The 21028-nt window shown below is 71.0% G+C and carries 21 protein-coding genes; 6 read left to right on the forward strand and 15 right to left on the reverse strand.

The features are described 5' to 3' along the window. Positions 1–4 precede the first annotated feature (4 nt). From CXR44_RS39350 to CXR44_RS11655, 3 genes are all read right to left on the reverse strand, one after another. Positions 5–1309 carry a hypothetical protein gene (locus tag CXR44_RS39350; RefSeq protein ID WP_180903331.1) on the reverse strand — a complete coding sequence of 435 codons (1305 nt, stop codon included), beginning with the start codon at positions 1307–1309 and terminating at the stop codon, positions 5–7. Between the two features lie 134 nt (positions 1310–1443). Continuing rightward, on the reverse strand, positions 1444–2274 hold the full coding sequence (locus tag CXR44_RS11650) for a class F sortase (protein ID WP_101785524.1): 831 nt from the start codon (positions 2272–2274) through the stop codon (positions 1444–1446). After that, complete coding sequence (locus tag CXR44_RS11655) at positions 2271–3593, reverse strand: LPXTG cell wall anchor domain-containing protein (protein ID WP_101785526.1); 1323 nt, start codon at positions 3591–3593, stop codon at positions 2271–2273. The genes CXR44_RS11650 and CXR44_RS11655 overlap by 4 nt, the downstream gene beginning before the upstream one ends. Positions 3594–3802: 209 nt before the next feature. Here CXR44_RS11655 and CXR44_RS11660 point away from each other — a divergent pair, with 209 nt between their 5' ends. Together CXR44_RS11660 and CXR44_RS39355 are read left to right on the forward strand one after the other, a co-directional pair. Then, positions 3803–4948 carry an acyl-CoA dehydrogenase family protein gene (locus tag CXR44_RS11660; protein ID WP_101785527.1) on the forward strand — a complete coding sequence of 382 codons (1146 nt, stop codon included), beginning with the start codon at positions 3803–3805 and terminating at the stop codon, positions 4946–4948. 40 nt (positions 4949–4988) lie between these two features. Next, positions 4989–5150, forward strand: coding sequence for a hypothetical protein (locus tag CXR44_RS39355; RefSeq protein WP_180903333.1), 162 nt, complete (start codon positions 4989–4991; stop codon positions 5148–5150). Here CXR44_RS39355 and CXR44_RS11665 read toward each other — a convergent pair. Further along, complete coding sequence (locus CXR44_RS11665; RefSeq protein ID WP_245899097.1) at positions 5147–5536, reverse strand: MarR family winged helix-turn-helix transcriptional regulator; 390 nt, start codon at positions 5534–5536, stop codon at positions 5147–5149. The two genes, CXR44_RS39355 and CXR44_RS11665, sit on opposite strands and share 4 nt — an antisense overlap. Before the next feature lie 59 nt (positions 5537–5595). On the opposite strand from CXR44_RS11665, the gene CXR44_RS11670 reads away from it, so the two are divergent. Beyond that, entirely contained in the window at positions 5596–5979 is a 384-nt protein-coding gene (locus tag CXR44_RS11670; RefSeq protein WP_101785531.1) for a hypothetical protein, read from the forward strand. 4 nt (positions 5980–5983) lie between these two features. On the opposite strand, the gene CXR44_RS11675 is transcribed toward CXR44_RS11670, so the two are convergent. The 3 genes from CXR44_RS11675 to CXR44_RS11685 form a co-directional block, all read right to left on the reverse strand. After that, on the reverse strand, positions 5984–6760 hold the full coding sequence (locus CXR44_RS11675) for an alpha/beta fold hydrolase (protein WP_101785533.1): 777 nt from the start codon (positions 6758–6760) through the stop codon (positions 5984–5986). A gap of 17 nt (positions 6761–6777) precedes the next feature. Beyond that, a complete protein-coding gene (locus tag CXR44_RS11680; protein WP_101785535.1) occupies positions 6778–9003 on the reverse strand; it encodes an ATP-binding SpoIIE family protein phosphatase in 2226 nt (741 codons plus the stop codon). A gap of 126 nt (positions 9004–9129) precedes the next feature. After that, positions 9130–9834: an iron-dependent transcriptional repressor DtxR gene (locus tag CXR44_RS11685; protein ID WP_101785537.1), complete on the reverse strand. Its 705-nt coding sequence runs from the start codon at positions 9832–9834 to the stop codon at positions 9130–9132. Between the two features lie 104 nt (positions 9835–9938). Here CXR44_RS11685 and CXR44_RS11690 point away from each other — a divergent pair, with 104 nt between their 5' ends. Next, positions 9939–10565, forward strand: coding sequence for a UdgX family uracil-DNA binding protein (locus CXR44_RS11690; protein ID WP_101785539.1), 627 nt, complete (start codon positions 9939–9941; stop codon positions 10563–10565). Between the two features lie 66 nt (positions 10566–10631). Here CXR44_RS11690 and CXR44_RS11695 read toward each other — a convergent pair whose 3' ends face one another. Both CXR44_RS11695 and pdxH read right to left on the reverse strand, forming a co-directional pair. Further along, positions 10632–11867, reverse strand: a complete 1236-nt coding sequence (locus tag CXR44_RS11695) for an MFS transporter (protein WP_101785541.1) — start codon at positions 11865–11867, stop codon at positions 10632–10634. Positions 11868–11877: 10 nt separating this feature from the next. Next, complete coding sequence (pdxH, locus tag CXR44_RS11700) at positions 11878–12531, reverse strand: pyridoxamine 5'-phosphate oxidase (RefSeq protein WP_101785543.1); 654 nt, start codon at positions 12529–12531, stop codon at positions 11878–11880. Between the two features lie 176 nt (positions 12532–12707). Here pdxH and CXR44_RS11705 point away from each other — a divergent pair, with 176 nt between their 5' ends. Beyond that, entirely contained in the window at positions 12708–13814 is a 1107-nt protein-coding gene (locus CXR44_RS11705) for a citrate synthase 2 (RefSeq protein ID WP_101785545.1), read from the forward strand. Positions 13815–13863: 49 nt separating this feature from the next. On the opposite strand, the gene CXR44_RS11710 is transcribed toward CXR44_RS11705, so the two are convergent. Beyond that, positions 13864–16377: a type 1 periplasmic-binding domain-containing protein gene (locus CXR44_RS11710; protein ID WP_101785546.1), complete on the reverse strand. Its 2514-nt coding sequence runs from the start codon at positions 16375–16377 to the stop codon at positions 13864–13866. Positions 16378–16528: 151 nt separating this feature from the next. Between CXR44_RS11710 and serC the strand changes: the two genes are divergently transcribed. Beyond that, complete coding sequence (serC, locus tag CXR44_RS11715; RefSeq protein WP_101785548.1) at positions 16529–17638, forward strand: phosphoserine transaminase; 1110 nt, start codon at positions 16529–16531, stop codon at positions 17636–17638. A gap of 57 nt (positions 17639–17695) precedes the next feature. Here the strand turns inward: serC and CXR44_RS11720 are convergent, their stop codons facing one another. The 5 genes from CXR44_RS11720 to CXR44_RS11740 all read right to left on the reverse strand — a co-directional run bounded on the left by CXR44_RS11720 (position 17696) and on the right by CXR44_RS11740 (position 20980). Beyond that, the gene (locus tag CXR44_RS11720; RefSeq protein WP_101785550.1) at positions 17696–18145 is read right to left on the reverse strand and encodes a hypothetical protein; all 450 of its coding nucleotides are present in this window, start codon (positions 18143–18145) and stop codon (positions 17696–17698) included. Positions 18146–18308: 163 nt separating this feature from the next. After that, positions 18309–18938, reverse strand: coding sequence for a rhomboid family intramembrane serine protease (locus tag CXR44_RS11725; RefSeq protein ID WP_101785552.1), 630 nt, complete (start codon positions 18936–18938; stop codon positions 18309–18311). A gap of 112 nt (positions 18939–19050) precedes the next feature. After that, complete coding sequence (locus CXR44_RS11730) at positions 19051–19815, reverse strand: crotonase/enoyl-CoA hydratase family protein (RefSeq protein WP_101785554.1); 765 nt, start codon at positions 19813–19815, stop codon at positions 19051–19053. A gap of 6 nt (positions 19816–19821) precedes the next feature. Beyond that, a complete protein-coding gene (locus CXR44_RS11735) occupies positions 19822–20595 on the reverse strand; it encodes an SDR family NAD(P)-dependent oxidoreductase (protein WP_101785556.1) in 774 nt (257 codons plus the stop codon). A 46-nt stretch (positions 20596–20641) separates the two neighbouring features. Then, complete coding sequence (locus CXR44_RS11740; RefSeq protein ID WP_101785558.1) at positions 20642–20980, reverse strand: STAS domain-containing protein; 339 nt, start codon at positions 20978–20980, stop codon at positions 20642–20644. Positions 20981–21028 lie beyond the last annotated feature (48 nt).

Below are 21028 nucleotides of genomic sequence, written 5' to 3' on the forward strand. Positions count from 1 at the left end.
CGCATCAACTCCGCGAGATCCCGCGCCGGCGCATGACCAGCCCACCGGCACCGGCGGCGATGATCAGCAACGACCCCGCCAGCACGAACATCCGCCCGTCGGGCCCCATGTCGCCACCGCCCCCGGTGTCGGCCCCGGCCTTCGGCGTCTTGGAGGCCCGCTTCGTGGGCCCCACCGTGACGATCTCCGTCTTCGTCCGGGTCGGCCGCGGCGTGGTCTTGGTGGGGGTGGGGGTGGGCGTCGGGGTGGGAGTGGGGGTCGGCGTGGGCGTCGGGGAAGCCCCGGCGGCGGTGACGGTGAACGTGTAGGTCTTCAGCGCACTGTCATTCTGGACCAAGCACTCGATCATCGGCTGGTTGCCCGTAGTCGAGTTCGCGCCGAAGTTGATCTTTCCTGGTTTGACGGTCGCGGTGCCAGCAGCGGATGAGGTGCTCTTGAGATTCACGACTGCTGTGGGCAGCGGGATGGGCTGTCCAGCGGCGATCGTCCCCGTGACACCCTCACCTGTTGCGGAGGTCAGATTGGTGATGCCGGTCATCGTCGCATACGCGAAGATCTTAGGACTGACAGTCTGGCCGGTGCTCGGGGCCTTCAACTCCTTGCCCGTGACGTAGGTACCCTTCCAGCCAATTTGGAACTGCTGGTTGGCTCGTGCACTCGTGGGCATGGTGAGTTCGACTCTGATCTGCACGTTCTGGACGTCTGCCGTTCCAGGCCCTTTGCACTGGTAGTCGACGACGTCTTGCCCCGTGCCGCTCCCCGTGCCGATGGTGACGTCCAGGACTTCCGTCGAGATCGTCGTGCACGTGGTCACGCTGTTGGGGTTAGATGCCAGACTTAACTTCAACTCTCCCGGCTTTACGCTGACCTTGCCCGTCGTCCCTGCGGCTACGGAGATCTTGTACTTCACATCGGCGGTTGGTGCCGTCGTCCCCCCAGCCGTGACAGGCGCCCCCTCCTTGGCGCCCGGGTCGGTAACCGTTCCGCTGGTCGCCGTCAGCGCCGCGTTGACCTGCACGGTCGTGGCCACGGCGGGAGGCGGCGAGATGGTCAGCGTCGGGAGATTCACCGTCACATCGAAACTGCCTCCCGCCGCAGCCGTGTCCGGGGCTGTGAGACCAACGGTGATGGTCTGACTGATGACCGGACCTCCCGCTTGGCACGTGTAGGAAAACTGCTTCGTAGCCGTAGCGGCACTGGCGGCCGAAGCCGAAACCAGAGACAAGGAGGGAAGGACCAGTGTGCCCATCAGGCCGAAGGCGGATGTCTTGAGGGCGAGGCGGCGGCGCCGCGCCTGGGACGTCAGCACTGTCCTTCTCCGTTTCAGCACAGATTCAACTGGCGTACCAGCCTGGCAGCCAAGGGTCACGGTCAGGTAGAGATCTTATGGATTCTGCCTGTAAATCTCCCGTAAATGGCAAAAACGGGGAGCAAGCTCCCAGATCAGCCCTTCTTCTTGGACAGCGTGGCGTACACGATGATGTTGTCCGTGTAGCTGTGCGCCTGCTTGTTGTAGATGCCGCCGCAGGTGATCAGCCGGAGCTGCGCGTCGCCGGTGTTGCCGTACACCCGCTTGGTGGGGAACGTCGACTTGCTGACCTGCTCGATCCCGCTCACGGTGAAGCGCGTCACCTTCTTGTCCGACCGGTAGACGTAGATGTGGTCGCCCTTGGCCAGCTCGCGGAGACGCTGGAAGACGGCGGCGCCCTTGCGGGTGCTCACGTGGCCGTTGATCACCGAGGGGCCCTTCTCCCCCGGCAGCGGCGAATAGCGGTACCAGCCCGTGAGGTTGGGCTTGGACAGGGGCGGCGTGGTCAGGCTGCCCTTGCGGTCGAGCGTCACCGTCCCGATCGTGGCGTTCACCTTGATCTTCGGGATCTTGATCCGGACCGGCTTCGGCTTCTTCTTCGCCACCGTCGTCTTGACCGGTGGGATGGCCGCCACGACCGGCGCGGCCGCCAGCGGCGGCGGGGCTTCGAGGCGGGCGGGCGTCAGGGGCGCGTTCTTGCCGCCGGGGCCCACCGTCGGCGCGAGGACGAACGCGCCCGCGTTCTGGATCTGAACGGTGCTCGGCTCGGCCTGGGCGGCCACCTGCGGCGGGCCCGAACCGTCGTCCACGGGCGGCGCCATCGACAGCAGGCCCACCATGATCGCGCCCACGCCGCCCAGCGAACCGGCGATCAGCAGACCCGGCAGGGCCCTGCTCATCGGCGATCGCTCCTCGGCCTCGGCCGACGCGGGAGCCGGGGTGGAGATCGGGTCGTGCTCGGTCATCGCTGCGCTCCTCCCGCATGCGTGGCGCGCCGCCGCCGCAGCAGCAGCCCGCCGGTGGCGCTGCCCATGAGCAGCACGGACCCGCCCGCGATCAGCCCGTACGAGCCGGCGCCGCCGGTCTCCGGCGCTTCACCCGTGTCGACCCCGCCCTTGGGGGTCTTGAGCACCTGCGCCTTGACGAACCTGGTGGTGGTCGGCTTGGGGGTCGCCGTGACGGTGGTGGTCCTGGTCGGCCTGGGGCTCGTGGACACGACGGCGACGTTGTCACCGGGGCCGGGGTTGTACGGGTTGCTCGGCACGACAGGCGGCGTCGTCCCACCCGTGGGGGTGGGCAGGGTCGGGGTGGTGGTGGGAGTCTTGCTCGGGTCGGGGGTGGGCGTGGTAGGCGTCGGCGACGGGCTGTTGCCGGGCACGGTCAGTTCGATGGCGCCGGGGTCGCCCTTGAGCTTGCAGGTGGCCTGGTTGTGCGTCGGGGGCTCGCCGATCTCACCGGTCGTCACCTGGAACGCGTCCACGTAGGCCTTCTCGGCCTCGGCGTTGACGATCTCGATCGTGTGGGGGCCGTACTTCAGCACCGGCGACTTCCACAGCACCTCCTTGGCCCTCGTGCCGGTCATCGGGACGCCGTTCCGGTCCTTACCCGGTTCGACCAGCGGGTCTGTTATGCCCTTGCCGTCCAACAGGACGCGGACGGGGCCGAGGCCCCGCTCGCGCCTGCTGATGTAGGCGACCTGGGTGCCGGTGAACGACAGCCTGGCGACCGCGTCCTTCTGGCTGGTCTCGTGCAGGTCGTAGAGGTGGTCGCCGAACTCCTCCGCCGTGCCGCCGGAGGTCCAGGTGCCCGAATACTCGACGGCCGGGTTGTTGTCGTTGACCATGACCTCGCCCTTGGCGGGCTTGAACCTGACGAACAGGTCGCCCGGCCGGACGCGGATCGTGCCCGGACGCCGCACCGAGCCCGCGTCGGACAGCCCTTCGGGCAGGTCGAGGAAGTCGCCCGGCACGAGCTCGGGCTGGTCCTTGAACCCCTTGGGCCTGAGCTGACCGTTCCAGGCACCGGTGATCTCCACCATGCCCTCGAGGTTGAGTGTGGAGCCCTTGGCGAAGAAGCCGGGCGAGCCGAACTGTGTGTCAGTCGCATACCGAAGCGCCCAGTTGACGTCGAGCATGCCGCCGGCCTCCAGGCGAGGCGTGACCACGGCCTCCACCTCGACACCGGCGCCTCCCGCGACGCCGCCCGTGCAGAGGTACTTGGCGATCAGCGAGGCCTGGGCCTGGCCGGGGGCGGGCGTCGCTACGAACGCTGCGGACGCGGCCATACCGACCGATGCAGCGATCAACGTCTTGCGCCACCGATTCACCGGATACTCCGATCACATAGACCGAAAGGAGATCTTAGAGGCGATATCGCCACCGTCCGGCCCGGATCCGGTACTTGTGATGAAGCCGTGTCCGCCCGCCCGACCGGGTATACCTCGAGCGACCAGAATCGTATTCTGTCCCCACCACACCTGCTTGGAGGCGACCGATGCGGCGAGACCTCTTCGACGAGGAGCACCTGCTCTTCCAGGAGACCGTGCGCGAGTTCATGGCACGTGAGGTCGTGCCCCATCATGATCGCTGGGAGAAGGACGGGATCGTCCCGCGCGAGGTCTGGAAGAAGGCCAGCGAGCTCGGGATGTTCGGGTTCGGGGTGCCCGAGGAGTACGGCGGGGCCGGCATCACGGACTTCCGGTACAACACCGTGATCCTGGAGGAGATCATCAGGCACGGCGCGACCGGCCTGGGCTTCTCACTGCACAACGACGTGATGGCGCCGTACGTCGTCGAGCTGACGAACGACGAGCAGAGGCAGCGGTGGCTGCCCGGGTTCGTCAGCGGCGAGCTGATCACCGCCATCGCGATGACCGAGCCCGGGGCGGGCAGCGACCTGCAGGGCGTCCGGACCACGGCGGTCCGCGAGGGCGACCACTACGTGCTCAACGGACAGAAGACCTTCATCACGAACGGCATCAACGCCGACCTCGTCGTCGTGGTGGCCAAGACCGACCCCGAGGCGGGAGCGCGGGGCGTCACGCTGCTGGTCGTGGAGCGCGGGATGGAGGGCTTCGGGCGCGGGCGCAACCTCGACAAGATCGGGATGAAGGCTCAGGACACGGCCGAGCTGTTCTTCGACAACGTCCGCGTGCCGGTGGCCAACCGGCTCGGCCCGGCCGACGGCGAGGGGTTCTTCCAGCTCATGCGCAACCTGCCGCAGGAGCGGCTGTCGATCGCGGTCGGGGCGGTGGCGGCGGCCGAGACGGTGCTGGAGCAGACCATCGCCTACTGCGGGACGCGGCAGGCGTTCGGCCGGTCGATCGGCTCGTTCCAGAACACCCGGTTCGTCCTGGCGGAGCTGGCCACCGAGACCGAGATCGCCCGCCACTACGTCGACAAGTGCGTCGTCGCGCTGAACGCCGGCGAGCTCACAGCGGTGGACGCGGCCAAGGCCAAGTGGTGGACCACCGAGCTGCAGACCAAGGTCATCGACCGGTGCCTCCAGTTGCACGGCGGCTACGGCTACATGCTGGAGTACCCGGTGGCCAAGGCGTGGGTGGACAGCCGCGTCCAGACGATCTACGGCGGCACCACCGAGATCATGAAGGAGATCATCGGCCGGTCGTTCGGCTTCTAGAACCGGCGCGGCCCGCCGTCCCGGAACGCATACTGAGACCATGGACGGCGGGCTGATCCTTCTGGTGTTCCTGGCGCTGCTCTTCGCCTGGGGTCTGAACCGGGTGCGCCGGGCGCTGCGCCTCGGGCCGGTCGGCTACCTCGGCGTGGTGATCGTCTTCGTCATCGTCATGCTGTTGCTCTGGGGGCAGACGCAGGTCTAGCCGGGCAGCGACTCGACGAAGCGGGTGAGCAGGCGGGCGAACTCCGCCCGCTCGGCGTCCGTCCACCCCGCCATGGCCTGCGCGAACGCCGCCTGCCTGGCCTCGTGCGCGCGCCCGGCGGCCGCCCGCCCGGCGTCGGTCAGCGCGAGCAGGGCGCGCCGCCCGTCGGCCTGGTCGGCCTCGCGTCGCACGAGCCCGGCCGTCACCGCCGCGGCGACGAGCCGGCTCGCCCGGGGCTGGTCGACAGCGAGCGCCTCGGCGACGGCCGACACGGTCACCGGCTCCCCCGCCGCCTCCAGCACGTCGAGCACCTCCAGCTCGGGGCCGGGCGCACCCTGCAGCCGCGCGAGCGCGCGCCTGCTCTGCCGGCGCCTGATCGTGACCATGGCACGTTCGACCGACGCAATATAGTTGTCATTACACATATAGTTGTTATTATGCATGCATGTCCCAGAGAATGATCGGCTACTGGCTCAAGCACCTCGACGGCCTCTTCGAGCAGGTCCTGCCCGCCGCGCTGGCCGCCCACCAAGTCTCCCGCCGGGAGTGGCAGGCGCTCAACGTGCTGGCCGTCGGCGACGACCACCCGCGGGCGGCGCTCCTGCCGTTCGCCGCGGTGGGCGACGCGCTGGAGCAGCTGTCGTCGAGGGGCTGGGTTTCCGGCGGGCGGCTCACCGACGACGGCAGGCGTGCGCACGAGGCGATCGCCGCCCACGTCATGCGCGTACGGCGGCAGGCCGCCGAAGGGATCAGCGAGGAGGAGTACGCGACGACCATCGACGTGCTGCGCCGCATGGCCGCCAACCTCGAAGCCGCCTACGCCGCCTGACCCGCTAGCCCTCGCTCCCCTCCAGCAGCACCCTGGCCACCAGCTCCGGGTCGTCGCTCATCGGCACGTGCCCGCAGCCCTTCAGCAGCTTCACCCGCTGCCCCGACCATCTCGCGGCCCGTACGGCCTGCCGGCGCGGCAGCAGCCGGTCGTGCTCGCCCCAGGCGAGGGTGACCGGCACCTTGGGCGGCGCCGGCGGCATCAGACCGGTGAACGTGGCCAGCGTCTCGTCGAACCCGCGCGCCCCGGCCAGCGCCTGCGCGCCGGCGACCAGGGCCGCCGGCGAGAGCCGGGCCGGGTGGGCGACCAGGAGACCGGCCAGCACCGCCCGCCCCGCCGGGGCCTCGGCCGCGCGGGCGAGCCGCTCCGGCGGGATCGAGGCGGCCGCGGCGCGGGTCGCACGCAGCGCCGTCTGACAGTAGGCCAGCTCGGCCCGCGACCAGAACCCGGCCGGGGACAGGGCGGTGGCCGTGCGGACGACGCCCCGCGAGGCCAGCTCCAGCGCGAGATAGCCGCCGAGCGAGTTGCCCGCGACGTGCGGCTCACGCACGCCCAGCACCGTGCAGAACGACGCGACCGCGTCGGCGAGCGACTCTGCGGTGTACGGCGTGCCCACGGGCAGCGGCGGCGAGACGCCGAACCCGGGCAGGTCCACCGCGATGACGGTCCGGGAGGCGGCGAGGCGGTCCATGACCGGCAGCCACGCCTGCCAGTGGTGCCCGATGCCGTGCACGAGGATCAGCGGCGGGCCCGTGCCACGCCGCTCGAAGGCCAGCTCCATGCCGTCGAGCTAACCACTCAGCGGCTGCGGGTGGGAATCTCGAACCAGACGGCTTTGCCTTCCCTGGTAGGTCGCGAGCCCCAGCGCCGGGCGAGCTGGTCGACGAGGTAGAGGCCGCGGCCGCCCTCGTCGTTCTCGCCGGCGCTGCGGATGCGGGGCAGGCGCAGGTCCTGGTCGAACACCTCGACCCAGACGGCCTCCTCGCCACGGCGCAGCCGGAGCGTGAACTCCTTCTCGCCGACGACCTCCTCCTCCTCGAAGCCGGGCACGTCCCACGACTCGTCGTCGAAGGCCAGCGCCGGCCCGTCGATCATCAGCTCCCGGCGGGGCACGCTGGTGCTGGCCGCGTGCAGCACCACGTTGGTGACCACCTCGGACACCAGCAGGCAGGCCAGCTCGGCGCGCTCCTCGGGGACGTTCCAGTCGTCGAAGGCCTCGGAGGCCATCCGCCGCGCCTCGCCCACCATGATGGGCTGGGCGGGGAAGGTGCGTTCCTCGACGTCGAGGTCGTCGGTGCTGGAGCGGACCACCAGGATGGCCATGTCGTCGTCGATCTCGCCCGGCACCGCGACCGTGGCCGCCTCGGCGACGCGCTCCACGTCGGCGTCGGCCACCTTGGCGAGCTTGTCACGCAGCACGCCCAGCGTCTCGGCGTCGGTCGGCATCCGGCCGTCGCGGCCGGGACGCCGGTCGACCAGGCCGTCGGTGTAGAGGAGCAGCGCCGCGCCGGGCGGCAGCACCCGAGTCTCCTCCTTGTAGACGAGGTCGGCGTGCAGGCCCTTGGCGCGCACGCCCAGCGGCTGGCCGACCTCCTCGATGTCGAGCTCCAGGCACTGGCCCTCGACCAGCAGCAACGGCGGCGCGTGACCGGCGTTGGCGAACGACAGGGTGCGCGACCAGGCGTCGTAGACGAGGTACTGGCAGGTGACGATGGGCGGGACGCTGATGTCGGCGCCCTGGTCGTCCTTCTCGGGCGTGGCGATGATGCGCGTCCACTCGTCGAGCCTGGCCAGGATGTCGGCGGGCGACTTGTCGTCCTGGGCGAAGGCGCGCAGCGCGGCCCGCAACTGGCCCATGATGGCCGCGGCCTTGGCGCCACGCCCCTCGACGTCGCCGATGACGATGCCGACCCGGCCGGCCGACAGCGGGATCACGTCGTACCAGTCGCCGCCGACCTGGGTCTGGATGCCCTGCCCGTGGGAGGCGAGGGGGGCGGCCGGGTAGTAGCGCACCGCGATCTGCAGGCCGTCGAGCTGGGGCAGCGCCCGGGGCAGCAGGTGCTTCTGGAACGACTCGGCGGTGTGCCGCTCCTCCTCGAACAGCAGCGCGTTGTCGATGGCGAGCGCGACCCGGGTGGCGATGGCGCCGACGAAGTCGCGGTCGAAGGCGTCGTAGTGGGGGCTGCGCCGGTCGGTGAGGTTGGACAGCCCGAGGTAGAGCTGGCCGAGCGTCTCGCCGCGCACGCACAGCGGGGCGACGATGGCGGAGGTCATGCCGACCTCGCCGCACAGTTTGGCGCTGTCGTCGCTCGGGGCGGGGAAGCTGCTGGCGGCGAAGTCCTCGACGAGGATCGTCTCCTGCCGCCGCATCGCGGTGTCGGCGTAGTGGCCGTGGGGGTAGCGGATCTCGGCGCCGACCGGCTTCCAGGTGCCGGGCGGCGGGGTCCAGCCCTGCACGTGCTGCGACACCCTGCGCACCAGCCGGTCGCCCTCCACCAGCTCGATGAAGCAGTGGTCGGCGAACTGCGGGACCAGCATCTCGGCGACGCGCTTGAGCGTCTCCTCGACGTACAGGGAGCCGGCGAGCCGCTCGCCGATGCGCTCCAGCAGCCCGAAGCGGTCCTTCTCGCGCTCGTTGCTGCGCATCGCCTCACGGGCGGTGATGACGATGCCGGTCACCGAGCCGTCGGCGTGGCGCAGCGGCACGGCCTGGGCGCGGACGTAGACGATGGTGCCGTCGGGCCGGCGGACGTCGAAGGTGCCCTCCCACACGCCGCCCTTGAGCACGTGCTTGGAGAGCTCGACGGCCAGCGGGTGGTCCTTCTCGATGAAGCCGAGCGAGAGCCCCGACGCGTCACGTGACGAGGCGCCGGGACGGCCGAAGAGCTTTTCGGCGAAGGGGTTCCAGTAGAGGAGATTGCCGAAACGGTCCGTCACGACGACGGCCATCTCGGCGTGATCGAGGACGGAGGAGGCGGCCAGATGATCGACCGCGTCCTCAGACAGATCCCCCCAACGCTTCATCCGGAGACCACTCCTCGTGGAGGCATGTGCGCAAAGCAGCGGAACACGGGCGCTCCTGCAACAGTCTTGACCGGAGGGGAGTGGAGGGTCTCCCGCAAGGGATTCAACCAAGCAGCAGCGCGCGCGTCAGCGCCTGGAGACGAAAACGTGCGCGGCAACGTCACGCGGAAGCTCCGCGGGAATGTTGTTCGCGTCACCGTCACCTGTCACCCGCACACCGTCGTCGCTCGCCGCGAGCGTGACCTCGCGTCCGGGTTGTATCCCAACTTGCTTGAGTTTAAGCATCACAGCGGGATCGCTTTGCACTTGTTCGCTAATTCGTCGCACGACTACGGGTGTGTCCCGCGGGCCCGCCAGCTCCGACATGGACGCCAGCAGCACCTCGCCGATGTCGCCGGTCTCCTGGGCGCCCAGCTCGGCCAGCCCGGGGATGGGGTTGCCGTGCGGGCACACCGTGGGGTTGTCGAGCAGGGTCACCAGCCGCGACTCCACCGAGTCGGACATGACGTGCTCCCACCGGCAGGCCTCGATGTGCACCTCCTCCCACGGCAGGCCGATCACCTGGGTCAGCAGGCACTCCGCGAGGCGGTGCTTGCGCATCACGCGCGTGGCGAGGGTGCGCCCGAGCTCGGTCATCGACAGGTGCCGGTCACCCTCGACGCGAACCAGGCCGTCGCGCTCCATGCGGGCCACGGTCTGGCTCACCGTCGGGCCACTCTGCTGCAGACGCTCGGCGATGCGCGCCCGGAGAGGGACGATCCCCTCCTCTTCGAGCTCATAAATCGTGCGGAGATACATCTCCGTCGTGTCGATCAGGCCGTGTGCGGTCAAGGCTCCTCCCAACTGCAATGTTACGCCGGTCAAGGGAGGGACTGACCCCGTCCGCCCCGGGCACACAAGTGAAGGCACAAACCCTACTTGCAGAGAGACCTGCGATGGCAAAGGACGGAAACAAAGGCGCCGCCTCGTTCCTTCCCGACCGCCTCGACCTCGACGCGCTGCGCGACGCGGCGGCCGGGTGCAGGGGCTGCGACCTGTACCGGAACGCCACGGCGACGGTCTTCGGCGAAGGGCCGCCGGGGGCCAGGTTCCTGCTGGTCGGCGAGCAGCCGGGCGACCAGGAGGACCGCCAGGGAGCGCCGTTCGTCGGGCCGGCCGGCCGGGTGCTGGACCGGGCGCTGGCGGAGGCGGGCATCAAGCGCGACGAGGTGTACGTGACCAACGCGGTCAAGCACTTCTCGTTCACGCTGCGGGGCAAGCGGCGCATCCACCAGAAGCCGACCGCCGCCGAGATCGACGCCTGCCGGCCGTGGCTGACGGCCGAGCTGGCCGTGGTGGAGCCGGAGGTGGTCGTGGTGCTCGGCGCCACGGCGGCGCGCTCGGTGCTGGGGCCGGGCTTCCGGGTGACCAAGGAGCGCGGCGTGCCGGTGCCGCTGGGCGGGAGGCTGGCGGTGGCGACCATCCACCCCTCCGCCGTGCTGCGCGCCCCCGACAGGGACGCCACGTACGCGGGCTTCCTCGCCGACCTCCAGGTGGCCGCCCGGACGGCGGACGGCTCCTGAGCGCGCGAGCTCCATGGGGCCCGCCGGACCCGCCGGCCCGTACGGTCCGTACGGTCCGCCGTCGCGCTACCCCGAGCGGTAGGTGCGGAAGCGGGCCACCGACAACCCGACGGCCACCACCGCGGCGGCGCACGCCAGGCCGCCGCCCACCCACGCCGCCGCCATCCCGAACGAGGCGGCCATCGCCCCGGCCCGCAGGTCGCCGAGCCGGGGCCCGCCGGCCACCACCACCATGAACACCCCCTGCATCCGCCCGCGCATCTCGTCGGGCGCGTGGAGCTGCAGGATGGACTGCCGCCACACCGAGGACACCACGTCGGCCGCACCGCCGACGGCCATGAACGCCACCACCAGCCACAGCTCGTGCACGAGCCCGGCGGCGGCCACGGCGAGGCCCCACACGGCGATGACGGCGACGAGCGCGATCCCCTGCCGCCTGACCCGGCCGACCCAGCCGGAGAACAGCGCCCCGGCGACCGAGCCCATCGCCATGGCGGAGTTCAGCCAGCCGAGGGCGATCTCGGAGCCGCCGAAGCGCACGTCCGCCAGCTCGGGGAACAGCGCGCGGGGCAGGGCGAGCACCATGGCGATGATGTCGACGACGAACGACATGAGGAGGACGGGGCTGGCGAGGATGTGACGCAGGCCCTCGACGACGGCTCTGGCGCCGGGCCTGGAGACCTCGCCGAGCGGCGGCAGCGGCGGCAGGCGCAGCGCCGCGTACAGGCCGGCGCCGAACAGCAGGGCGTCGAGCGCGTACGCCGCGGCGAACCCCGAGGCCGCCAGCACCACGCCTCCGACCATCGGCCCGATGATCGCGGCCATGCTGTAGACCAGTGAGTTGAGCGCGTTGGCGGCCGGGACCAGCTCTGGAGGGAGCAGGCGTGGGATGACCGCGCCCCGGGTCGGGGAGCTGATCGCGTAGCCGGTGGCGCCCAGGGCGACCACGCCGAGCAGGACGAAGACGTTGTCCAGGCCGAGCAGGGCCTGCGCCACCAGCAGGACGGTGCTGGACCAGGCGATGGCCGAGCCGACGATCAGCAGCCTGCGCCGGTCCACCGCGTCGGCGACCGCGCCGCCCCACAGCCCGAACACCACCAGCGGTATCAGGTTGGCCAGGCCGATGAGGCCGACCCAGAGGGAGGAGTGGGTCAGCACCCACACCTGCTGGCTGACGGCCACCACGCTCACCGCGAGGCCGACGCCCGAGACGGCCTGCCCCACCCAGAGGCGCCGGTAGGCGGGCACGGCCAGCGGCCTGGTGTCTAACAGTTGACGCTTGACGAGCTCCCCGATTGCCACTTGAGGCACATTATGGGGCGAGTCTCTCCAGAGCCCACCCGGTCGGGGTCCGCCGGTAGCGGAGCCTGTCGTGCATCCGGTCGAGCTGGCCCTGCCAGAACTCCATCTCCGACGGCACCACCCGGAACCCGCCCCAGAAGTCGGGCACCGGCGGCTGCTCCGGCCAGCGGGCCGCCAGCTCCTCGTAGCGGGCGTCCAGTTCCTCCCGCGACCGGACCACGGCCGACTGGCGCGACGCCCAGGCCCCGATCCGCGACCCGTACGGGCGGGAGTCGAAGTAGGCGGCCGACTCCTCGTGCGGCAGCCGCACGACCGAGCCCTCGACCCGCACCTGACGCCGGATCGGATGCCAGGGGAACAGCAGCGAGGCCCGCGGGTTCTCGGCGAGGTCGCGGCCCTTGCGCGACTCGAAGTTCGTGTAGAAGACGAAGCCCGACTCGTCGTAGCCCTTGAGCAGGACGGTCCTGGCGCTGGGCCGGCCGCCGGCCGAGGCGGTGGCCAGCACCATGGCGTTCGGCTCGGGCAGGCCCGCGTCGAGCGCCTCCTGGAACCAGAGGGTGAATTGCGTGACAGGGTCGGCCGCCACGCCGGTTTCGAGCAGCGGCTCGCCCTCGTACGTGCGGCGGAGCCCGGCCAGCGAGGGCGGGCGCGAGGTTGCATCCACGAGACGGTATTCTTGCGCGCCCGGCATCAGACCCCCCACACCACCCCCCACCTGCGGCGATGGAGTTTCGATGGGTCCGGAGACCGAGCATGAGTGGGAAGGGGGTTAAATTGACCCGCCGGTATCTCGACATCAAGGCATTGCCGGAACATGGCAAGAAAGGGAGGCGGCCGAGAATGTCCGACTTCAAACCCGGCCTCGAGGGTGTTGTGGCTTTCGAGACCGAGATCGCGGAACCGGACAAAGAGGGGGGCGCCCTTCGATACCGGGGCGTCGACATCGAGGAGCTGGTCGGCCGTGTCCCCTTCGGGCACGTATGGGGCCTGCTGGTCGACAACAAGTTCCAGCCGGGCCTGCCCCCGGCGGAGCCGTACCCCATTCCTGTCCATTCCGGTGACATCCGCGTAGACGTGCAGAGCGCCCTGGCCATGCTGGCCCCGGCGTACGGCTTCAGGCCGCTGCTCGACATCAGCGACGAGGAGGCGCGCGACCAGCTCGCCCGCGCGTCGGTGATGGCGCTGTCCTTCGTGGCGCAGTCGGCGCGTGGCCTCGGCCTGCCGATGGTGCCGCAGAGCCGCGTCGACGAGGCCAAGACCATCGTCGAGCGTTTCATGATCCGCTGGCGCGGTGAGCCCGACCCGAGGCACGTCAAGGCCATCGACGCCTACTGGACCTCCGCCGCCGAGCACGGCATGAACGCGTCCACCTTCACCGCCCGCGTCATCGCCTCCACCGGGGCCGACGTGGCGGCCTCGCTGTCCGGCGCCGTCGGCGCCATGTCGGGCCCGCTGCACGGCGGCGCCCCGGCCCGCGTCCTGCACATGATCGAGGGCGTCGAGCAGCTGGGTGACGCCAAGAAGTACGTGCAGAGCGAGCTGGACAAGGGTCAGCGCCTCATGGGCTTCGGCCACCGCGTCTACCGGGCCGAGGACCCGCGCGCCCGCGTGCTGCGCCGCACCGCCAAGGAGCTCGGCGCCCCGCGTTACGAGGTCGCCGCCGCGCTGGAGCAGGCGGCGCTGGAGGAGCTGCACGCCCGCAAGCCCGACCGGGTGCTGGCCACCAACGTCGAGTACTGGGCGGCCGTGGTCCTCGACTTCGCCGAGGTGCCGTCCCACATGTTCACCTCGATGTTCACCTGCGCCCGCACGGCCGGTTGGGCCGCGCACATCCTGGAGCAGAAGAAGACGGGCCGGCTCGTCCGCCCGAGCGCCAGGTACACCGGCCCGGCGTCGCGTCCGCTGAGCGACGTGCCGGGCGCCGACGAGGTCGTCGGCACCATCTGATCGCCGGCCTGCGCCGGACCGCGCCTGCCGTCCGCCGCCCGGGTGCCCGTCACCTGGGCGGCGTCGTGCACGCGGCGTCCGACGCCGTCGGCCGGCACACCCAGCCCGCGCGCACGGGCTCCCCCGACTCGACGGTCATGAGCCACACCTCGCGGCCCTGGGCGTCGTGGTCGGTGACGTGGCCGGAGAAGCTCACCGTCCCCGTGGCGCCGTCGAAGCGCAGCCCCCGCAGGTTGTAGTGCACCCCCGCCCGGATGTTCCCCGCGCCGCTCTGCGTGCGGTAGGCGTCGACCGCGATCCCTACGGCCTGCGCCGCGTCGTAGCCGAACGCGGCGTGCGCGGCCGAGTACACCAGGGAGCCGCCCGCCCACTGGCGCAGCGTCTTCTGCCCCTGGTTGAGGGTGGCGTCGCGGACGTCGGTCAGCGACACGAACGACATGCTCGTGTCGTGGCCCGCGCGGTTGGAGGCGACGTCGTTGGCGATGGCGCCGGTGAGATCGTCCGAGGCGAGCAGCCTGACCCGGCGCCGCTCGCAGGAGGCGCCCCACGCCCGCTTGAGGCTGCTCAGGAAGTCGGCCCGGCCGGTGTAGTAGACGACCTTCGCCCCGGAGGCGCAGGCCTCCTCCATCGCGGCCCCGAGCGAGGCGTCGTCCTCGAAGGGGTGCTCGGAGCCGGTCCCGGTGTACTTCCGCAGGAACAGCTCCTTCAGGTCCGCGCTGTAGAGCTCCCCCTGCTGCCGCTGCCAGACGACCGCCACGCGCGGCTTCAGGCCGGCGCCCCTGGCCGTCCCGAGCGTCTCCAGCCAGTGGACCGTGGCGGCGATCTGCAGGTCGTCCACGACGGCGAGGCGGAACAGGTAGGCCGAGCGGTCCCCGGCGGCGCCGGCGATCTGCCCGACCGTGCTCACCGTGCTGACCATCGGCAGGTTGGCCTTGGTGAGCACGTCCACCGCCTGCCTGACCTCCTCGCGGCTCCAGGCGAATCCCACGGCCGCCGTGAGGGTGGGGTCGCCCTCCGCACGCTCGGCGACGCTCTCGGCCGCGAGCCGGGCGCTGGCGAAGTCCTGGCCGGTGTTGGCGAAGACGACCTTCATCTTCCAGTCGGACTTGCTGCGGTTGTAGCTCGCCTGGTAGGCGCCGATGCCGACCAGCTCGCCCGCCACGGCCGTCATCTGGCCGTCCTTGAACCGGGCGCCCGGCTGGGTGGTCAGCGGCCCCAGGTAGGCGATGGTGAAGATCTTGGCGCCGAACGGGATCTGGGCGTTCTGCTCCTCGATGCGGCGCACCACGGGCAGGACCATCGGGTGCGGCGCCATCTTGTCCAGCGGTCCGATGCCCACGCACTGGTCGGCCACCCGGGTCAGCTCCGCCCCGCAGCCCGCGGTCGCGAACACCGCCCCGCTGAGCGGTAACGCGAGCAGCGCCACGACCGTCAGCCAGTAGGCCAGCGGGCGGACGGGCAGCCTGCGTCCCGCGCCGTCGTCGGTGGCCGGCCGCTCACCCGGGCCGACCTCGACCAGCAGGTACGGGCTCGGCCCGGTGCGGCGTGTCCGGTCCCGCCAGCCGCGGTGGAGCGCGACCAGGTCCGCCTCGCGGCCCTGGACCGGCTTGACGGGGATCGCCTGCGGCGGCACGGTCGTGGCGGCGACGAGCAGTATCGGGCCGCGCTGGCCCGTGCCGGTCCTGATGTCGTGCACCAGCTCCATGAACCGGCGCCCGGCCGTGGCCGGGTCGGCGTCGGTGAGCCGCATCACCGGATAGGTGTCGCGGCCCCAGCCGGGCCACGGGATGATCCGGCGCTGGTAGGCCTGGCGCAGGTCCTCCAGCAGCGCGGCCACCATCAGCCTCTCGACGTCCTCCGGCGCCGCCTCGCTGACCCGGACGGCGTACTCGATGACGCTCTCCCCCCGACCCCGCCGCAGGAACGGCGCCCGGCGGAACCAGCGGTAGAAGATGGGGCCCCGGATGAGCAGCACGGCGTGCACGAGGCCGACGACGAACGCCACGGCCACGCTCGCCCCCCACAGCAGCAGCGTGAGGCCGTCCACGAAGCTCTGCAGCCCGTACGCGGCCAGTCCCGACAGCGGGATCCAGGTGGTCATGGCCCGGCCCACGTAGTCGGCCATGGCCCGCCTGACCCGCCCGGTCCGGGACCGTTCCCTGCGCCAGTCGGCCAGCCACTGCCGGAAGGCGTGCCGTTTGGCCACCGGGTTGGGCGGCGTGCCCGCGCCCGGGATCTCGATGCCGCGCCGGCCCCACGCCCACAGCACGAACTGGGTCAGCGGGAAGCGCGGCGGAGGCAGCATCGTGCCGCGGACCCACGTGGCCAGCATGCCCTGCAAGCCCGCCAGCCGCTCCACGATCGCCGGGACGTCGGGGAAGCCGCCGGCGTCGATCTCCGCGTACGGCGTCCGCCCACGGAACCTCTCGGCGGTGCCGGCGGCCTCACCGGCCGCGACGCGGTCGCCGGTGAACACCATGATCGGCAGGCCGCTCTCCCTGGCGAACGGGGGCGGCCGGCGCACGGCCTCGTCGATCACCTGGTACACCGGCTGGTTGGGCATGCGAGATCCGGCCTCCGGACTGATGTGTCGCCCCCGAGTCTCCTGGCTAGAGGCGAGCGTACGTGATCACCACGCTCCCAGCCAGGGACTCGCAGGTCTCACAATCCGGACCCGGGCCTACTCACGACGACGGCGTCAGTAGGCTGGTCAGGTGGCTGACATCGTGATTCCCGCTGACATCAAGCCCGCCGACGGCCGTTTCGGCTGCGGGCCCTCGAAGGTTCGCACCGAGCAGCTGGCCGCTCTCGCCTCCTCCGGAGCGAGCGTCATGGGCACCTCCCACCGCCAGAAGCCGGTCAAGAGCCTGGTCGGCCGCGTGCGTGCCGGGCTCGCCGACCTGTTCTCCCTGCCCGAGGGCTACCAGGTCGTGCTGGGCAACGGCGGCACCACCGCGTTCTGGGACATCGCCGCCTTCGGGCTGATCCGCGACCGGTCGCAGCACCTGTCCTTCGGCGAGTTCTCCGCCAAGTTCGCGACCGTCGCCAGGAAGTCGCCGTGGCTCGGCGAGCCGTCGGTCATCAAGTCCGAGGTCGGCACCCACCCGGCGGCGGTCGAGCAGGACGGCATCGACGTCTACGCGCTCACCCACAACGAGACCTCCACCGGTGTCGCCATGCCGATCCGCCGGGTCGGCTCCGACGACTCGCTCGTGCTCGTCGACGCGACCTCCGGCGCCGGCGGCCTGCCCGTCTCCATCGAGGAGACCGACGTCTACTACTTCGCCCCGCAGAAGAGCTTCGCCTCCGACGGCGGCCTGTGGATCGCGCTCATGTCGCCGCGCGCCCTGGCCCGGGTCGAGGAGATCGCGGCCACCGACCGCTACGTGCCCGAGTTCTTCAGCCTGCCGACGGCGATCGACAACTCCAGCAAGGACCAGACCTACAACACCCCGGCCGTGGCCACGCTGTTCCTGCTGGCCGACCAGCTCGACTGGATGAACGGCAACGGCGGCCTGGCCTGGACGACCTCCCGCACGGCCGACTCGGCCCAGCGCCTCTACTCGTGGGCCGAGAAGTCGGCCTACGCCACGCCGTTCGCGGCGCCGGAGTTCCGCTCCCAGGTGGTCGGCACGATCGACTTCTCCGAGGAGGTCGACGCGGCGGCCGTGGCCAAGGTGCTGCGCGCCAACGGCATCGTCGACACCGAGCCCTACCGCAAGCTCGGCCGCAACCAGCTGCGCATCGCGATGTTCCCGGCGATCGACCCGGCCGACGTGGAGGCGCTGACGGTCTGCGTCGACTACGTGGTCGAGCGTCTCTAGCCGCGACCCGCCACGACAGCCCCGGGATCCCCCGGGGCTGTCCTGTTTCCGGCCGGGTTACGGCTGGTCGACGCCGATCCAGTTGACGTACCAGCCGTAGGTCTGGGCGTCCTCCACCGTGAGGGGCTGGCCGTTGCTCCACCGGATGTAGACGCGGAAGCCGGTCGCGGTCGGCTGGTAGACGGTGCTGGTGCCGGTCAGCTCGAAGTGGTGGGCCAGGCCGCCGACGGAGACGGTGTAGACCGGGTCGCCCGTGAAGTGGGCGGCGCTGGTGTCGACGTCGATGTAGAGGCCGGGCGAGTTGTTGACGTAGAGGTTCCAGCCCACGCCGGGCTCGGTCCTGCCGGAGGCGATCCGCTGGGTGCTCTTGCCCGCCGCCGTCATGGTCAGCGCGCTCTCGACGGCGGGGCGGTGCTCGGCGTTCGCCGGGCTCACCCCCATCACCAGCGGGCCGCCGAATGCCAGCAGCGTGGACAGGGCGACGGTCGTGGACCTCACGATGGACATGCGTTCTCCTAGGGTCGCGAGCCCTCGGCCGTCATGACCTCGGAGAGGCGCTGGTCGCACGCGAGCAGCGCCTGTCATGGCGTCTGAGGTAGTGATCAACACGAATGGTAATCACATGATCGCCACTTGTTGCCGAACGCCGCGAACGAGTTCGGGGCCGCGCCTAGGAGTCCAGGGACGGCGTGGCGGGGCGCCTGCGGCGCAGCAGCCAGGCCGCGACGACGCCCGCGAGCAGCCCGAACAGGTGCCCCTGCCAGGAGATGCCCTGCTGGTTGGGCAGCAGCCCCCACAGGATGGAGTAGTAGGCGATGGCCACGCCGATGCCGATGACGATGTCGAGGGGCCGCCGGTCGAACAGCCCGCGGGCGACGACGTAGCCGAAGTAGCCGAACACCAGCCCGCTGGCCCCCACGGTGATCGTGTCGGGGCTGGTGAACCAGGTGCCGAACCCGCCGAGGACGATGATCACCGCGGTGGCGGCCAGGAACCTGCCGATGCCGCGCAGCGCCGCCAGGAACCCGAGCACGAGCAGCGGCAGCGAGTTGGCCATCAGGTGCCCGAAGCCGACGTGCAGGAACGGCGCGAAGAAGATGCCGGCCAGCCCGTCGGGGTGCCAGCCGACGATGCCGAACTGCCGGTCGAGCGTGCCGTTGAGCACGTAGTCGACGACCTCGACGCCCCACATCACGCCGAGCAGCACCACCATGATGACCGCCGCGCCGAGCGCGCTGGTCAGCAGGACGCCCGCGCCGCGCCTGGCCGACTCGAACGCGGACCTCGTGCTGTCGTTCATGCGCCCTCCCGCTCTCCGCCCTCTTCTTTACCGTACGCAGAAGCGGTTATGCGCGCGTAAGGAAAACGGGCCCCTCCAGCGGCGGAAGGGGCCCGAAGCCGGGCGGCGCGGGCTACTCGCCGCTCCAGCGGGGCGCGCGCTTCTCGGCGAAGGCGGCGGCGCCCTCCATGGCGTCCTTGGACATGAACACCGGGTTGATGATCGCGCCCTGCCGCTCGAACATCTCCTCCAGCGGCCAGTCCTGCGACTCGATGACGACCTTCTTGGTCGCCGCCAGGGCGAGCGGGGCGTTGGCCGCGATCTTGCGGGCCAGCTCCAGCGCGCCCTCCAGGGCCGCGCCCGGCTCGGTGATCCGGTTGACCAGGCCGAGCTCGTACAGGCGGGTGGCGGGGTAGTGGTCGCCGGTCAGGGCGATCTCCATGGCGACGTGGTAGGGGATGCGGCGCGGCAGGCGCATGATGCCGCCCGCGCCCGCCACCAGGCCGCGCCTGGGCTCGGGCAGGCCGAACGTGGCCTGTGCCGAGGCCACGATGACGTCGCAGGCCAGCGCCAGCTCGAAGCCGCCCGCCAGGGCGTATCCCTCGACGGCGGCCACCAGGGGCTTGACCGGCGGCGCCTCGGTCACCCCGCCGAAGCCGCGTCCCTCGACCACGGGCAGGTCGCCGGTGAGGAACCCCTTGAGGTCCATGCCGGCGCTGAAGGTGCCGCCCGCGCCGGTCAGGACGTAGGCGGCGATGTCGGGACGGGACTCCAGCGAGTCGAGCGCCTCCGCGATGCCCCGCGCCACCGCGCCGTTGATGGCGTTGCGCGCCTTGGGGCGGTTGATGGTCAGGACGGCGACGCCGTCCGACTCCTCGACGAGCACGTCGTCAGACACGGGACCTCACTTGGGCTGGAAGCGGATGCCGCCGTCGAAGCGGATGACCTCGGCGTTCATGTAGTCGTTCCGCACGAGCGAGAGCACGAGCTGCGCGAACTCGTCGGCGCGGCCCATCCGCTTGGGGAAGACCACCGGCGCGACGAGCTTGGCCTTGAACTCCTCGGCGTTGCCGGAGAAGCCGTAGATGGGCGTGTCGATGATGCCGGGGCAGATCGTGTTCACCCGGACGCCGATGGCAGCCAGGTCGCGGGCGGCCGGCACGGTCATGCCGACGATGCCGCCCTTGGAGGCCGAGTAGGCGAGCTGGCCGGTCTGGCCCTCCAGCGCCGCCACCGACGCGGTGTTGATCACCACGCCGCGCTGCCCGTCGGCGTCCGCGGGGTCGGTCCTGGCGATCGCGGCGGCGGCGATGCTCATGAGGTTGAACGTGCCGATGAGGTTGACCTCGATGACCTTGCGGTAGCTGTCCGGATTGTGCGGGTTGCCGTCGCGGTTGACCGTACGCTCGGCCCAGCCGATGCCCGCGCTGTTGACCACGACGCGCAGCGGCCTGCCGGTGGCGACTGCGGCGTCCACGGCCGCCCGCACCTGGTCCTGGTCCGACACGTCGGTCCGGGCGAACACGCCGCCCAACTCGTCGGCGACGGCCTTGCCGCGCTCCTCGTTGAGGTCGGCGATGACGACGGTCGCGCCCTGGCGCGCGAGCTCCCGGGCGGTGGCCTCGCCGAGGCCGCTGGCGCCGCCGGAGATGATTGCTGCAGATCCGTTCACGTCCATAGCGGGACCCTAACCGGTGACCGAATGAAGTTCTAGGCGGGGTGGCTCAAATCTCACCCACGGCGCTGTCCACGTCGGAGTAGACCTTGATGCGCCGGTCGAGCCCCGTGGTGCGCAGGATCCGCGCCACCGGCGCCTGGGGGGCCGCCAGCGACACCCCGCCGCCCTCGCCCGTGGCCAGCCGCCACGCCTCGATCAGCACCGAGAGCCCGCTGGAGTCCATGAACGACAGTTGCTGGAGGTCGAGCACGAGCCGGGCGCTGTCCTGCTTGATCGCGTCGCGTACCTCGTCGCGGAGGAACGGCGCGGTGAACAGGTCGAGCTCTCCCTCAACGGCCACCACCACGGCATCGCCGAGAGCGTGTCGCGCCAGCCGCAGCTTCATTCGGCCCTCCTCGATGAGCCACTGTACTTCGACATCCCCGGATACCGG

This window comes from Nonomuraea indica, from assembly GCF_002850745.1.
In the GTDB taxonomy this organism is placed as follows: Bacteria; Actinomycetota; Actinomycetes; order Streptosporangiales; family Streptosporangiaceae; genus Nonomuraea; species Nonomuraea indica.

Excerpts from the sequence above, each read along its gene's own strand:
- CXR44_RS11650 (WP_101785524.1), bottom strand. The coding sequence starts at position 2,274 with ATGACCGAGCACGACCCGATCTCCACCCCGGCTCCCGCGTCGGCCGAG.
- CXR44_RS11655 (WP_101785526.1), bottom strand. The coding sequence starts at position 3,593 with ATGGCCGCGTCCGCAGCGTTCGTAGCGACGCCCGCCCCCGGCCAGGCC.
- CXR44_RS11660 (WP_101785527.1), top strand. The coding sequence starts at position 3,803 with ATGCGGCGAGACCTCTTCGACGAGGAGCACCTGCTCTTCCAGGAGACC.
- CXR44_RS39355 (WP_180903333.1), top strand. The coding sequence starts at position 4,989 with ATGGACGGCGGGCTGATCCTTCTGGTGTTCCTGGCGCTGCTCTTCGCC.
- CXR44_RS11665 (WP_245899097.1), bottom strand. The coding sequence starts at position 5,536 with ATGGTCACGATCAGGCGCCGGCAGAGCAGGCGCGCGCTCGCGCGGCTG.
- CXR44_RS11670 (WP_101785531.1), top strand. The coding sequence starts at position 5,596 with ATGTCCCAGAGAATGATCGGCTACTGGCTCAAGCACCTCGACGGCCTC.
- CXR44_RS11675 (WP_101785533.1), bottom strand. The coding sequence starts at position 6,760 with ATGGAGCTGGCCTTCGAGCGGCGTGGCACGGGCCCGCCGCTGATCCTC.
- CXR44_RS11680 (WP_101785535.1), bottom strand. The coding sequence starts at position 9,003 with ATGAAGCGTTGGGGGGATCTGTCTGAGGACGCGGTCGATCATCTGGCC.
- CXR44_RS11690 (WP_101785539.1), top strand. The coding sequence starts at position 9,939 with ATGGCAAAGGACGGAAACAAAGGCGCCGCCTCGTTCCTTCCCGACCGC.
- CXR44_RS11705 (WP_101785545.1), top strand. The coding sequence starts at position 12,708 with ATGTCCGACTTCAAACCCGGCCTCGAGGGTGTTGTGGCTTTCGAGACC.
- CXR44_RS11710 (WP_101785546.1), bottom strand. The coding sequence starts at position 16,377 with ATGCCCAACCAGCCGGTGTACCAGGTGATCGACGAGGCCGTGCGCCGG.
- CXR44_RS11720 (WP_101785550.1), bottom strand. The coding sequence starts at position 18,145 with ATGTCCATCGTGAGGTCCACGACCGTCGCCCTGTCCACGCTGCTGGCA.
- CXR44_RS11725 (WP_101785552.1), bottom strand. The coding sequence starts at position 18,938 with ATGAACGACAGCACGAGGTCCGCGTTCGAGTCGGCCAGGCGCGGCGCG.
- CXR44_RS11735 (WP_101785556.1), bottom strand. The coding sequence starts at position 20,595 with ATGGACGTGAACGGATCTGCAGCAATCATCTCCGGCGGCGCCAGCGGC.
- CXR44_RS11740 (WP_101785558.1), bottom strand. The coding sequence starts at position 20,980 with ATGAAGCTGCGGCTGGCGCGACACGCTCTCGGCGATGCCGTGGTGGTG.